The organism is Streptomyces sp. enrichment culture (assembly GCF_964272855.1).
GTDB lineage: Bacteria > Actinomycetota > Actinomycetes > Streptomycetales > Streptomycetaceae > Streptomyces.
The window spans coordinates 7,237,624-7,250,130 of the sequence record NZ_OZ186847.1 but is presented as its reverse complement, the minus strand read 5'-3'; the positions used below and the strand labels follow the sequence as shown (position 1 = coordinate 7,250,130).

12 protein-coding genes are annotated in these 12,507 nt (G+C 74.7%); 2 read left to right on the top strand and 10 right to left on the bottom strand.

Annotated elements, in window-relative coordinates; genetic code table 11:
- The first annotated feature begins 4 nt into the window (after positions 1-4).
- Positions 5-922, top strand: coding sequence for an SAM-dependent methyltransferase (locus tag ACSU6L_RS32240; RefSeq protein ID WP_437062500.1), 918 nt, complete (start codon positions 5-7; stop codon positions 920-922).
- 73 nt (positions 923-995) lie between these two features.
- Here the strand turns inward: ACSU6L_RS32240 and ACSU6L_RS32235 are convergent, their stop codons facing one another.
- The 10 genes from ACSU6L_RS32235 to ACSU6L_RS32190 form a co-directional block, all read right to left on the bottom strand.
- Positions 996-2,234 carry a wax ester/triacylglycerol synthase domain-containing protein gene (locus ACSU6L_RS32235; RefSeq protein WP_437062498.1) on the bottom strand — a complete coding sequence of 413 codons (1,239 nt, stop codon included), beginning with the start codon at positions 2,232-2,234 and terminating at the stop codon, positions 996-998.
- Positions 2,235-2,269: 35 nt separating this feature from the next.
- Entirely contained in the window at positions 2,270-3,589 is a 1,320-nt protein-coding gene (locus ACSU6L_RS32230) for an NAD(P)/FAD-dependent oxidoreductase (protein WP_437062496.1), read from the bottom strand.
- Positions 3,586-4,164 carry a flavin reductase family protein gene (locus ACSU6L_RS32225; RefSeq protein ID WP_437062494.1) on the bottom strand — a complete coding sequence of 193 codons (579 nt, stop codon included), beginning with the start codon at positions 4,162-4,164 and terminating at the stop codon, positions 3,586-3,588. Before ACSU6L_RS32225 ends, ACSU6L_RS32230 begins: the two co-directional genes overlap by 4 nt.
- Positions 4,133-4,654 carry a type II toxin-antitoxin system RatA family toxin gene (locus ACSU6L_RS32220; RefSeq protein ID WP_365516576.1) on the bottom strand — a complete coding sequence of 174 codons (522 nt, stop codon included), beginning with the start codon at positions 4,652-4,654 and terminating at the stop codon, positions 4,133-4,135. Before ACSU6L_RS32220 ends, ACSU6L_RS32225 begins: the two co-directional genes overlap by 32 nt.
- A gap of 69 nt (positions 4,655-4,723) precedes the next feature.
- The gene (locus ACSU6L_RS32215; RefSeq protein WP_437062492.1) at positions 4,724-5,989 is read right to left on the bottom strand and encodes an aspartate aminotransferase family protein; all 1,266 of its coding nucleotides are present in this window, start codon (positions 5,987-5,989) and stop codon (positions 4,724-4,726) included.
- Positions 5,986-7,116, bottom strand: a complete 1,131-nt coding sequence (locus ACSU6L_RS32210) for an SDR family oxidoreductase (RefSeq protein ID WP_437062490.1) — start codon at positions 7,114-7,116, stop codon at positions 5,986-5,988. The genes ACSU6L_RS32215 and ACSU6L_RS32210 overlap by 4 nt, the downstream gene beginning before the upstream one ends.
- A 196-nt stretch (positions 7,117-7,312) precedes the next feature.
- Positions 7,313-8,446: an acyl-CoA dehydrogenase gene (locus ACSU6L_RS32205; RefSeq protein WP_437062488.1), complete on the bottom strand. Its 1,134-nt coding sequence runs from the start codon at positions 8,444-8,446 to the stop codon at positions 7,313-7,315.
- A gap of 30 nt (positions 8,447-8,476) precedes the next feature.
- Positions 8,477-9,439: a bifunctional lysylphosphatidylglycerol flippase/synthetase MprF gene (locus ACSU6L_RS32200; protein WP_437062486.1), complete on the bottom strand. Its 963-nt coding sequence runs from the start codon at positions 9,437-9,439 to the stop codon at positions 8,477-8,479.
- Positions 9,423-9,917, bottom strand: coding sequence for a hypothetical protein (locus tag ACSU6L_RS32195; RefSeq protein ID WP_073943463.1), 495 nt, complete (start codon positions 9,915-9,917; stop codon positions 9,423-9,425). The genes ACSU6L_RS32200 and ACSU6L_RS32195 overlap by 17 nt, the downstream gene beginning before the upstream one ends.
- Positions 9,918-9,945: 28 nt before the next feature.
- A complete protein-coding gene (locus ACSU6L_RS32190) occupies positions 9,946-10,881 on the bottom strand; it encodes a DMT family transporter (RefSeq protein WP_437062484.1) in 936 nt (311 codons plus the stop codon).
- A 113-nt stretch (positions 10,882-10,994) separates the two neighbouring features.
- Between ACSU6L_RS32190 and ACSU6L_RS32185 the strand changes: the two genes are divergently transcribed.
- A complete protein-coding gene (locus ACSU6L_RS32185; RefSeq protein WP_437062482.1) occupies positions 10,995-12,473 on the top strand; it encodes a PLP-dependent aminotransferase family protein in 1,479 nt (492 codons plus the stop codon).
- Positions 12,474-12,507 lie beyond the last annotated feature (34 nt).

The window sequence follows — 12,507 nt, the reverse complement described above, 5'->3', positions numbered from 1 at the left end:
TTCCATGCCGGACACCGCTCCACCCGACTCACCCGCCGCCCCGGCGCACGGCGTCTCACCCGCCGCCCCGGCGCACGGCATCTCGCCCGTCGCCCCGGCGCACGGCATCTCGCCCGTCGCCCTGTGGACGGCCGCCGCGCACGCCGCCGAGCAGAGCCGGCCCGTGCCCTACGTCCGCGATCCCTGGGCCGCCGACTTCCTGCACACCGCCGGGTTCCGTGGTGGTCCGCCCGGTGACGGCCCGCTGCAGCGGCTGCTGCCGGACTGGGCGGTGGTGCGCTCCCGGTTCTTCGACGAGCAGCTGCTGGGCGCCGCCCGGTCGGGCTGCCGCCAGGTGGTGCTGCTGGGCGCCGGGCTCGACACCCGCGCCTACCGGCTGGACTGGCCGACGGGGGTGCGGGTCCTCGAGGTCGAGGAGCCCGCCGTCCTGCGGTTCAAGGACCGGGTGCTGGACGGCTCGCGGCCCGCCTGCGGCCGCCGTACCCCGGTCGCCGCGGACCCGGCCGGAGCCGGCCTGCGGGATGCCCTGCTCGCCGCGGGCCTCGACCCCCGGCGGCCCACCGCCTGGCTCGCCGAGACGCTGCTGTACCACCTCCAGCCGGCGGCCGTGCTGGCGCTCGTCGGCACGATGACGGAGCTGTCGGCGCCCGGCAGCTTCCTCGCCGCGGAGTGCGTGAGCGCGCGGGAGGCGGCGTCGGCCTTCGTGGCGCCCTTCCTGGACGCCCTGTCGGCCACCGGCATCCACTGGCACTGGCAGCTCGCCGAACCGGAGGAGTGGTGGGCGGGGCAGGGCTGGGACGCACACGTCGCGGACCTGTTCACACTGCCGTACGTGATCGAGCGGCTCTCCCCCTATCTGCCGCTGCTCACCGAGGCGGCCGCCAAGTGCGTGTTCCTGACGACCGGGACGCTGCGCGGCTGACCGCGCGGCCCACGCGCGCGTGGAGCCCCGGACCGCGCGGTCCGGGGCTCCGGCACACGGGCGGGTGCCCGCGTTACCCCCGCTCCAGCTCCAGCAGCACGTCGAGCCACAGGTCGGGGAGTTCGTCGGCGGTGGCCAGCGCCTCGTCGTGGACGACGGTCAGACAGGTGGTCCCCTGCTGGCTGGTCAGCGTGATCAGGCAGCGGATGCCGGAGGCGAGCCCGGAGAAGACGACGGCGCGGCGCGAGGCGGTCCCCTGGTGGACGAGCGGGTCGCCGAAGTTGACGCTGCTCACCGGTCCGGCGACTGTCGCCCCGTTGACCAGCCGTGTGCCGACCCGGGCGCCCAGCTCGCGCGGGCCGGCGGCCAGCAGCAGCCGGAAGGCGTCGCGCTGCCGGCCGTCGCGCAGCCGCGCGGTGCGGTCCATGACCCGCGCGAGGGCGCGCTGGGGTGACGGCTCGTCACAGGGCAGGAGCACGCGTGCGACGACCATGTGGTTGCCGGGAGCGCACTCCTGTCCGGCGCCGCGCAGCGACATCGGCACCGCGACCGGCAGCGGCGGGTGGACGTCGCCGGTGGCCTTCAGATGCCAGCGGTGGACGGCGTGGGCGTACGAGGCGAGGAAGATGTCGTTGACCGTCCCGCCGTACGTCCGGCCGAGCGCCCGCAGGCGGACCAGCGGGACCTCCGCGTGACACACGCCCAGCCGTCCGCTGAGCGGTCCGTCGAACGCGGGCTTGGGCGTCGGGCGCAGGGAGGCCGCCACGTCGCCGAGGGCGCCGGTCAGGCCGCGCGGGGCCGGCCAGGCGGGGCGGTGCGGTGGCGGGCCGCCGACGGGGTGGTCGTCGAGCAGGGCGCGGGCGGTGTGCGCGGCGCCGACGCCGTCCTGGATGGTGTGGTCGTTGCGGTAGCAGAGGTGGTAGCGCCCCTCGGGGCCGTGGATCAGCCACACGTCCCAGGGCGGCCGGTCCCCGTCGGTCAGCGGCCGGTTCGCCATCAGCCGCCCGGCGCCGGTGCCGTCGTCGTCCGCGGGCAGCCGGGCCTCGTGCACATGCTGGTCCACCGCCATCCGGTCGACGCGCCGGAACACCTTGCGGTCGCGGACGATCCCGTAGCGCAGCACCGGGATGCGGTGGGCCCGTTCGGCCACACGCGCGCGGACCGCCTCCAGGGACGGCGCGCGGCCCGTGAAGTCGAACAGGAAGGCGGCCGTCAGCGGTCTGCCGCCCATGACCCGGTGGTAGGCGGCGTCCGCGGCGCCCATGGCGACGGTGGCGGGCAGCCCGTCGGAGCCGAGGTGGGGTAGCAGCATGGATTCTCCCTGTGACGTGTGACGAGAGGCCGGGCTCAGCAGGCGCGCCGGGTGACCCGGCCGAGCGTGTCCAGGTAGGCCCGCAGCAGCGGGCGGGCGGGTCCGCGGACGGGCAGCGGCGGGGCGGCCGAGCGGTGCCAGGGCAGCGGGTCGTCCTGGTGGCCGAGCAGGGCGCCGGCCACATGGGCGCCGTGGGCCACGGACAGCGCGAGGCCGTGCCCGCAGCAGCCTCCGATGTACCAGACGTCGGGGAGGCCGCGGACCGGGCCGACCACGGGCAGGCCGTCGCCGGTCATGCCGATGCGGCCGGACCAGCGGTGGGTGACCGGCACGTCGGACAGCTCCGGGTGCAGCCGGCGCAGCCACCGGCCCAGCCAGTCCCAGGCCCGCCCGCGCAGCGCCTGGAGCCGGGGCGCGGGGAGTCCGGCGGGGAGGGTGACGGTGCCGCCGCCCGCGACGAGGCTGCGGTCCGGGAGCAGCCGGAAGTACGGCGCCATCGGCAGCGCGTCCACCACGGCCCGCCCCTCGGGCCCGCCCAGCGCCCGGTAGGCCGCGAGGCTCAGCGGCGCGGTGGCGACGGCGTACACCTCCAGCGGCAGCACCGTGCCGACGGGCAGGTCCAGGTCCCGGGCGGCGGAGTTGACGGCGAGGACCGCCTGCCCGGCGTAGAGCCGGCCGTGCGGGAAGACGAGTTCCGGACCGATGAGGTCCCCGGGCCGTACCGCGCGCAGCGGGCTGTCGCCGTAGAACCGGACGCCCTTGGCGGCGCAGGCGCGGGCCAGGGCGCAGGTCAGCGCGGCGGGGTCGAGGGTGGCGGCGGTGCGGTACAGCAGGCCCCCGGTGTACGTCACCCCGACCCGGTCGCGGATGTCCGTCTCGGACAGCACCGGTACGTCCAGGCCGAGCGCGCGGTAGGCGCGGGCCTGCCGGGCGAGGGAGGACAGGCCGGCGGGGGCGCGGGTCGCCATGATCTGCTCGCCGCGCCGCAGTCCGACGGACGTGTCCAGCCGCCCGCACAGGTCGAGCACCGTGTCCACCGCCCGTACGCTCGCCAGGTGCATACGGCGGGCCTCACGCGGCCCGAACCGCCGGACCGCGCGGTCGACGGCCGGGCCGGCCCGCGGTCCGAGCAGGCCGGTGCCGCGGCCGCTGGCCCCGGCGGCGGGGTACCCGGCGTCGACGACGGCGATGTCGAGGCCGGGCACGTGTTCCGCGAGGTGGTAGGCGCAGGACAGGCCGGCGAGTCCGGCGCCGACCACGGCGACGTCCGCGGTGACCACGCCGTGCAGCTGGGGCTGCGGCGGCAGCTCCGCCGGCTCCCATGCGGGGCTGCCGGCCGCCGGCTGGGTCCTCATCCCGTGCCGTCCAGGGCGAGTTCGGTGAGGGAGCGGAACCGGCGGTCGTGCCACAGCAGGGGCCGCCCGCCGCCCACGTGCACGGCCGCGAGCTGGCCGACGACCAGCTGGTGGTCGCCGTACCGGCGGACGTCGGTGAGCAGGCACACCGACCAGGCGAGCGCGCCGGCGAGCACGGGGACGCCGAGGACCTGCCGGGTGCCGGTGCCCGCGAACCGCTGGCCGGCGGTGGTGGTGGGCCCGGCGAACCGGGTGGCCAGCTCGTGCTGGTCCTCGCGCAGCAGGTGGACCGCGAACGCCCCGTGGGCGCGGATCGCGGCCAGGGTGCGGGAGCCGTCGCGCAGGCAGGCGAGCAGCAGCGGCGGGCGGGCCGACAGGGAGGTGACGGCGGAGACGGTCATGCCGAGCGGGCCGTCCGCGCCGCGTGCGGTCACCACGCTGACCCCGGCGGCCAGCTTGGCGTACAGGCCCAGGCAACGGGCGGTGTCGGGGCCGGGTTCCGCGGACAGCGGGTCCGGGGCGGGCGTGTCCGTGCCGGGCCGGTCAGCCGCGAGCGGGGGCGACGGCGCGTTCATCGGTCACCTCCGTGCCGCGCGTACCGGATCCGTTCAGGGGCGCCGGAGGGGCGTCGACGACCTTGGCGTCGACCAGGCCGGCCAGGATCTGGGCGATGTTGGTGCGCAGGGTGGACTCGGCGACCGGGTCGAGGATGTCGGCGAGGGTGGGGATGCCGAGGTCGAAGGCGGCGGTGAAGGTGACGAGGGTGCCCTCGTCGTGCGGGGCGCAGCGCCAGCTGCCCTCGAAGGTCTGGAAGTCGCCGCTGAGCTGTTCGAAGGTGAGCGAGTCGGTCGCGGGCGACAGGGTGTCGCGTTCCCGCCAGCGCATCAGCCCGCCGCGGAACAGCACGGTCCAGTCCGACACCACCGAGCCGTCGGGCAGGGTCTCGACCTGCACGTCCTGGACGGTCCCGGTGAGTTCGGGATATCTGCGGAAGTCGCTGATGCGCTGGTAGACGGCGTGGGGGGTCATGCCCTGGGCGAGGGCGTGCAGGACTACGTGGCGCATGGTCGGTTCGGTTCCTTCCGTCTTGTGGCCAACGGTTCCGGGCGGTCGGGGGTCATCCGGCCATAGGGGTCACCCGGCCATCCGGGCCGTCACGGTGTTCAGCGCCTCGGCGAAGGTCGTGAGGAACCTCTCCAGCACGGCGTCGTCGACGACGGCGGGCGGGGTCAGGCGCAGCACCCGGGTGGAGTTCAGGGAGTGGTTGACGAGCACGTCGCGGGCGATGAGCTCCAGCAGCAGCTCGCCGACCGCCTGTTCGGCGGTGAACTCGATGCCGATCAGCAGCCCCCGGCCGCGCACCTCGTGGACGAGGCCGCCCGGGTGGGGCGCGCAGACGGCCCGGACTCCGGCGAGGATGCGCGGTCCGAGGGCGGCGGCCCGCGCCACGGTGTCCTCGCGCTCCATCGTCTCGACGGTGGCGAGGGCGGCGGCACAGGCGATCGGGGAGGCTCCGAAGGTGGAGGTGTGCAGGTAGGGGTCGCTGCTGAAGGGGGCGTACGCCTCCTTGGTGGCGGCGATCGCGGCGATCGGTACGACGCCGCCGCTGAGCCCCTTGCCGATGAGCATGATGTCGGGGCGCACGCCCTCCGCGTCCACGCCCCACCAGGTGCCCAGCCGGCCCATGCCGGTCTGGATCTCGTCGACGACGAGGAGGGCGCCGTACTCCCGGCACAGGGCGGCGACCCGGCCGAGGTAGCCCGGTTCCGGGATGCGCACCCCGGCCTCGCCCTGCACCGGCTCCAGGATGACGCAGGCCCGGTCCCGGCGGTCCGCGAGGACGCGTTCGAGGTCGTCCGCGTCGCCGTACTCGACCTGCGCGACGTCCGGGACGAGCGGCTCGAACGGGGCCTGGTAGAGGGGGTTGGCGGTGACGCTGAGGGCGCCGAGGGTCTTGCCGTGGAAGCCCTTGCGGGTGGTGACGACGGCGTTGCGGCCGTGGGCGCGGGCCAGCTTCAGGGCGGCTTCGGTGGCCTCGGCGCCGGAGTTGACGAAGTGGACGTAGTCGATGCCCGGCGGGGTGTGCCGGGCCACCGCCTGGGCGGCGCGCGCGGCGACCGGTTCCAGGAAGACGCGGCTGGCCAGCGGGTGGGTGTCGACCTGCCGGTGCACCGCCTCGACGACGGCCGGGTGGCGGTGGCCGAGCAGGAAGACGCCGTAGCCACCGAAGTCCAGGAAGCGGCGGCCGTCGTCGGTGTGGATCCAGGGGCCCTCGGAGAAGACCTCGGCCATGCCGCCCATGACCCGGCCCATGACGGCGCGGCCGGTGCCGATGTGGCGCTGGTAGAGGTCGACGACGTCGGTGCCGGGGTCGGTGGGCAGGGGCGGGGACATGGTCATGACGCGGCCTCCGTGGGCATCGTGGTGATCGGCCGCCTGCGGAGCCGGTTCAGCGTGCCGGCCTGGCCCTCGGCCCAGCTCTCCAGGTTGCGGACGAGGGCCGCGCGGATGTCGTCGTGGCTCGGCCGGACGCCGCAGTGCGGTTCGCCGAGGGAGGAGTCGAAGGGCAGCTCGCTCTGGAAGACCAGCAGCAGTTCGGCGTAGTAGCGCAGGCGCCGGCGCATCGAGCCGGGCAGAGCGGTGCCCTCCAGCATCGGCAGCAGCAGCCGGTGCACCGCCTCGACCGGGATCAGCCGGGGCCGGTCCGGTTCGGGCAGGCCGTGGCGCACGGCGAACTCGGCGCAGACGTCGGCGACCTCCCGCAGCAGGATGGCCTCCTTGCCGGCGGTGAGCCAGTACTCGCCGTTGCCGACGCCGCCGCGGATCAGGTCGCCGATGGCCTGGGTGACGTAGTCCTGCGGGACCATGTCGACGCGGGCGTCGGGGGCGCCGGGCAGCACGGGGACCTGGCCCAGCACCATGGAGCCGATCGCCTTGGTGAGGCCCTGCTCGTCGGCGATCCGTCCGGTGGCGGAGTCGCCCATCACCACGGAGGGCCGGACGAGGGCGCCGGGCAGGTCGGCGTCGCGCCACAGCTGCTCCGCCGCGGCCTTGGAGACCAGGTAGGCGGCGGCGCCCGGGAAGCGCTCCTCGTCCTCCGTGGTCGGGGTGTTCACCACGAACGCGGTGCTCACCAGGTACATCGGGGCGTCCGCGCGGGCGGCGAGGTCGAGCATGGTCTCGGTGCCGAGGGTGTTGGTGCGCACGATGTCCTCGGGCCGGGTGCGCCAGTTGGTCTCGGCGGCGGAGTGCAGCACCACGTCCACCTCCAGGGCGAGCTGGTGCCACTCCAGGTCGCTCAGCCCGAGGCGCGGCGCGAGCAGGTCGCCCTTCAGCTCCCGCACCCTGGGGTCCCGCAGCGGCCGGTTGCGGCGCAGGCAGAGCAGGTCGAAGTCGGGGTGCAGCTCGTCGATGAGGGCCCGGCCGAGGACTCCGGAGCCGCCGGTGAGCAGCACGGTGGGCCGGTCGCGCGGGGCGGGCGCGGGCGTCGGCGCCAGGACGGTCGATCGCAGGGTGTTGCGTGACATGGGTTGTTCCCCCAACGGGTGTCGACTGCCGTACGCGGTGGGCGCCCAGGGCAGGAACGTACGGCAGTGCGGGTCGGCAGGCGCCGGTGTTTCGGCGACGTACGGCGGATGAAGGTGCCGCGGGCCCGGACGTACGGCCGTGAAGAAGGCCGGCAGGCGCCGGTGGTCCGGCGGCGGTCGGCGGCGTACGGCGAGGTCAGGCGATCATGAGCGGCTGGTCGGCCAGGTACGCGGCGAGCGGGCCGGTCATCCGGGAGCGGGACGGCGGGTGCAGGGCGAGGCCGTTGGCGCAGGCGGCGAGGTGGCCGACCTCGTCGGACGTCATGAAGTTCAGCCCGCCGAGCAGTTCCACCGCGCGGGGCACGATCCGGGCGAGGGCGTCCTGGACGCCGTAGCGCACGTACAGCGACTGGGCGAGGGTGGACTCGTCGAGGTCGCCGTCGTCGACCCGGCGGGCGACGCCCTCCGCGGTGGCCATCGCGGCCTCGGTCTCCACGTGCAGCCGGACCCGCTCGTGCTCGGGGATGCGGTCGTTGAGCAGCACCCGCTCCACCAGGGCGCTCGCCGCGCCGAGGTAGCTGCCGGTCATCAGCACCTGGAACCAGATCAGCCCGGCGGTCTGGAGTTCGTCCAGCTGCTGTCCGGTGGGCGTCGCGGTGCGCAGCAGCAGCTCGGGCGGGACGAGGACGTCGGTGAGGGTGACCTGTTCGCTCTCCGCGCCGGCCAGGAAGGTGCTGGACCAGAAGCCGCTGACGCTGAGTCCCTCGCTCTCGGCGGGCACCAGCGCCACCGCCAGTTCCTCGCCCTGGCCGTCCTCGCGGGGCACCAGGACGCTGGCGGTGAGCAGGTCCATGGAGCGGGCGAGGCTGCATGGGCGCTTGACACCGTTGACGCGTACCCCGTCCTCGGTGACCGTGGCCGTCATCGACGGTTCCAGGATGCCCGCGCCGCTGCGGCCCTCGGCGAACCCGGAGGCGATGATGCGGTTGGCGGCGGCCACGCCCTCGATGAGCATCCACTCCAGTCCGTCCCCGAGGGCGCCGAGGCCGACCAGGGTGGCCATCGAGAAGTGGTGCATGGTCGTCGCCACGGCGAGGGACGGCGAGCGGCTGCCGATGGCCCGCTGCACCCGCAGCGCGTCCAGCGCGCCGGCCCCGCGGCCCTGGTGGGACTCGGGCACGAGCAGGCCGGGGCCCCCGCAGTCCCGGAAGAGGCGGATGCCGGGGCTGCCCGGCCGCTCCAGGTCCATCAGCGGGATCTCCCGCAGGGCGGGGTCCAGGTCGGGCAGCAGCTTGGCCAGCGTGGCGCGTTCACGCTCGAGGAATCTCATGGGCGTCCAGTCCTCCAGGAGTCGGGTCGGTCAGACGGAGTTGGTGGCGCGCAGCAGCTGCCAGACGGCACCGAGGCGCGGCCTGCCCTTGAAGGCGATGTACTCGGGGAGGACCGCGTGGGGGGCCCACTTCTCCTTGTATTCGAGCTGGGAGGCGGCGGGGTAGATCGCCTGGCCGTGGGTGGCGAGCAGCCGGGCGAATCGGGCGAAGGAGCGGCTGGCGCCGGGCACTTCGTGTTCCTCGGCGAGCGAGGTGAACGGGGTGAAGCCGAAGTGCAGCCACTGCGCGCCCTCGCCGGTGAGGCGTTCGATGACGGTGGCGTTGAGCGCCTCCATGACGCCCGGCGGCGCGTCGGGGCGGCGCCTGCTGAGGTCGTGCAGCCAGCCGGGGCGGCTGCCGTAGACCGGTGAGTAGTTGATGTAGCAGACGATCTCGCCCTCGATCCGCCCGACGAAGAGCCGGCGATGGGACTGCAGCGGTCCGGTGCGCTGTCCGACGAGGAACCTCAGTTCCTTGACGTGCCGGCCCTTGTCCCGCAGCCAGTCCTGGTCGAGCCGGTCCAGCGCGGCGCAGTCGGCGCCGGGTTCCGACTCGGTGATCTCCAGGCCGGCCCGCCGGGCCCGCGAGATCTTGTTGCGCAGCCGTACGAACCGGGAGCCGCGCAGGGTGAACCGGGCCAGGTCGATGGCGTACGAGGCGCCGAGCTGGTTCACGGTGAAGCCGTGCCGCGCGTACAACTCGGCGTCCTCGCGCTGGAGCTGGACGGCGACCAGGCGCCGCCCGGCGTGCTCGGCGAAGGCGTCGAGCAGTTGCTCGCGGTGGTCCGGCGCGGCGAACGGGCCGCCGAACTGGAGGGTGTAGCGGCCCGACCGGCGATAGGCGCAGGCGCCCGCGAACCGGTCGTCCCGGAAGAATTCGTTGCCGCTGTTGAGTGCGAGAAACGAGCTGGGGTTGTCACTGTATTCGGCGAGTGTGTCAAGCGCCGACTGCATGTGCGCCCTCCCTCGGCGTCCGGGAACCGCCCGCGGCCGTGGCCTCGTACTGCTTCTGGAACTCCCGGTAGGCCGGATCGGTCTCCGGCTCGAAGGCGACACCGAAGGGCTTCAGCGAGTTCCCGAAGAGCGCCCGGTCGCCCATGAGGTGGATGGGCAGCGCGAGCAGGGCCCACTCCGGTTCCACGAACCAGGCCCACGCTCCGGCCAGCACGAGGGCCGTGACGAGGCTGTGCATCACGTTGTAGGCCACGTAGTAGCCGCGCGCGACGCGCCGTTCGGGACTGCGCCGGAACGCGATCGCCCCAGGGACGTATCCGATGAGGTCGATCACCACGAAGAAGGCCGCGAACACGCCCCAGCGGATGTCGGAGAGGTGCTGGTAGGCGAGTACGAGTGAAATGACCAGAAAGGCCAGCCATTCGAGTCGGGAGAACGCGAAGGTGGTCTTGGTCTCGAACCGGTTCTTGGCATCCACGGTCGGCCTGCCCCCTCACTGTGGTCTGTCACTCCTGATTACGCGCGAGCGGGCGCGACCCCTCGTAAACAGGAAGCGACTGCCGCCGCGAGGCCCGCTTCAGTGCTCCGGAGCCCAGGGCGACTCCGGCGCCGACCAAGGCGCTGCCGACGGCCTGGGCGGGACCGTAGGAGCCGGTCCCGACGAGGGGGGCGGTGCAGGCGGCGGCGACGGGGATGAGCCCGGAGAAGAGGGTGGCGCGTTCGGCGCCGATCCGCTGCATGCCGATGTACCAGCAGACGAAGCCGACGACGGTGACGATCGCCGCCTGCCACAGCAGGGCCAGGGTCTCCGTGGTGTCGGGCCGGCGCAGCCAGGCGGTGCCGTCGAGGAGCAGACCGGCCGCCGCGGACTCCAGGGCGGCGACGCCGCACACGGTGGCGGACAGCAGCCGCGGGCCGAGCGGGAGCAGCACGGGTACGGCGAGGACCGCGAAGCCGACCTCACCGGCGAGCGCGCACACCGACCAGGCGAGACCGGCGCCGTCGGTGCGGCCCCAGCCCTGGACGGCGAAGGCGCCGACGGCGACGAGTGAGGCGCCGTACAGCACGGTGCGCCGGGGGCGCCTGCCCTCCAGCAGCGGGACGACGACGGCCACCACGACGGGCGCGCAGCCCACGAAGACGCCGGGCACGGCGGGTTCGGCGGTGCGTTCGGCGGCCAGGATCGCCAGGTTGAAGCCGACCATGCCCACGGCGGCGAGCAGCGCCAGCCGCGCCCACTGCCGGGCGTTGAGGCCGCGCAGCCGGGCGGCGGCTCCGGGTCCGGCCAGGGGTACGAGCAGCAGGCAGGCGAGGGCGTAGCGCAGGAACTGACCGCCCGCGTACGGGTAGTCGCCGAGGACGCTGTTGGCGGTGAAGGATCCTCCGACGAGGACGCAGGCGAGCGCGGCGAGCAGGGAGCCGCGGGTGGTGGTGGCGTTCATGGGAGTGACGCTAGGAACGGCGGCGGCCCGGATTAAGGTCCACTTCCATGACGGTGTCCCGGACCAATTCGACTTTTCCGCATGGCACGGACGGCGCAGACGGCACGCGCGGCATGGACAGCACGGGCGGCACGGACGACGGGGACGGCAAGGCCGGCTCGGTCGCCTGGGAGGTGCTGCTCCCGGCCGCGTCGGCGCCGGCCCGGTCGCGCGGCAGAGCGTTGCAGGCGGCGCTCAGGGAGGCGGTGCGGGCGGGGCGGCTGGTGCCGGGGACCCGGCTGCCGTCGAGCCGGGACCTCGCCGCCGACCTCGGGGTGTCGCGCGGGCTGGTCACGGAGGCGTACGAGCAGCTGACGGCGGAGGGCTATCTGCGCAGCGGACGTGGGGCGGGCACCTGGGTGGGCGACGCCGTACGGGCCGCCCCTCCCCGTGTGCACGACCGCGCCCCGCGCTCGCCCGGCGCGCGGGCCGACTTCGTGCCCGGCACCCCGGACCTGTCGCTGTTCCCGCGCGCGGCGTGGGCGGCGGCGCAGCGGCACGTGCTGGCGGAGCTGCCGCACCACGGGCTCGGCTATCCCGATCCGCGCGGCCTGCCCCGGCTGCGGACCGCGCTGGCCGAACTGCTGGCCCGCCGCCGGGGCGTGGTCGCGGACCCGGAGCGGATCGTGGTCGTCTCGGGGGTGACGCAGGCGACCGCCCTGCTCGGTTTCGCACTGCACGCGCGCGGGATACGCGAGGTCGGTGTCGAGGACCCGGGCAGCCCGCAGCACGATGACGTGTACGCCTCGGCCGGGGTGACCACGGTGCCGCTGCCGCTGGACGCCGACGGCCTCGCCCTCGGTCCGCTGCGGGCGTCGGGTGTGCGGGCGGTCGTGACGACCCCGGCCCACCAGTACCCCACCGGCATCGCGTACTCCGCGCGGCGCCGCGCCGGACTCCTCGACTGGGCGAGGTCGGTGGACGGCATCGTCCTGGAGGACGACTACGACGGCGACTTCCGCTACGACCGCGCGCCCGTCGGTGCCCTCCAGGGCCTGGACCCCGAACGGGTCGCCTACACCGGCTCGGTGAGCAAGGCCCTGGCGCCCGGGCTGCGGCTGGGCTGGCTGCTGGTCCCCGAGTGGCTGGCGGAGGAGGTCGTCACCCGCAAGCGGACCATGGACCTCGGCCATCCCACCGTCGACCAGGCGCTGTTCGCCCGCTTCCTGGAGCACGGCGACTACGACCGTCAGCTGCGCCGCTGCCAGCGCGCCTACCGGGAGCGGCGCGACGCGCTCGTCACCGCTCTGGCGGAGCACTTCCCCGGCGCCGAGGTGTCCGGCATCGCGGCGGGCCTGCACGTCATCGCCACCCTGCCGGCCCGCTACGGCCCCCAGGCGGGCTTCCTCACGCGGATGGCCGCGGCCGGTGTGGCGGTACGCCCGCTGTCGGACTGCACGCACACGCCCGCCGGCGCAGAGGAGGAGAAGGCGGTGCGGCTGGTGCTGGGCTACGCGCATCTGTCGCCGGGGCGGATCAGGGAGGGCGTCCGGTCGATGGCGGAGGCGGCGGCCGCGGGAGACCACGCTCGCCCCGCCTCGTCGTCGATGTGACCGGCACGGCGGTTCCCGCCGCGTGCGGTCAGTT

What these genes read in the sequence shown, in the direction of transcription:
- ACSU6L_RS32240 (WP_437062500.1), top strand. Translation starts at nt 5, where the DNA reads ATGCCGGACACCGCTCCACCCGACTCACCCGCCGCCCCGGCGCACGGC.
- ACSU6L_RS32235 (WP_437062498.1), bottom strand. Translation starts at nt 2,234, where the DNA reads ATGCTGCTACCCCACCTCGGCTCCGACGGGCTGCCCGCCACCGTCGCC.
- ACSU6L_RS32230 (WP_437062496.1), bottom strand. Translation starts at nt 3,589, where the DNA reads ATGAGGACCCAGCCGGCGGCCGGCAGCCCCGCATGGGAGCCGGCGGAG.
- ACSU6L_RS32225 (WP_437062494.1), bottom strand. Translation starts at nt 4,164, where the DNA reads ATGAACGCGCCGTCGCCCCCGCTCGCGGCTGACCGGCCCGGCACGGAC.
- ACSU6L_RS32220 (WP_365516576.1), bottom strand. Translation starts at nt 4,654, where the DNA reads ATGCGCCACGTAGTCCTGCACGCCCTCGCCCAGGGCATGACCCCCCAC.
- ACSU6L_RS32215 (WP_437062492.1), bottom strand. Translation starts at nt 5,989, where the DNA reads ATGACCATGTCCCCGCCCCTGCCCACCGACCCCGGCACCGACGTCGTC.
- ACSU6L_RS32210 (WP_437062490.1), bottom strand. Translation starts at nt 7,116, where the DNA reads ATGTCACGCAACACCCTGCGATCGACCGTCCTGGCGCCGACGCCCGCG.
- ACSU6L_RS32205 (WP_437062488.1), bottom strand. Translation starts at nt 8,446, where the DNA reads ATGAGATTCCTCGAGCGTGAACGCGCCACGCTGGCCAAGCTGCTGCCC.
- ACSU6L_RS32200 (WP_437062486.1), bottom strand. Translation starts at nt 9,439, where the DNA reads ATGCAGTCGGCGCTTGACACACTCGCCGAATACAGTGACAACCCCAGC.
- ACSU6L_RS32190 (WP_437062484.1), bottom strand. Translation starts at nt 10,881, where the DNA reads ATGAACGCCACCACCACCCGCGGCTCCCTGCTCGCCGCGCTCGCCTGC.
- ACSU6L_RS32185 (WP_437062482.1), top strand. Translation starts at nt 10,995, where the DNA reads ATGGACAGCACGGGCGGCACGGACGACGGGGACGGCAAGGCCGGCTCG.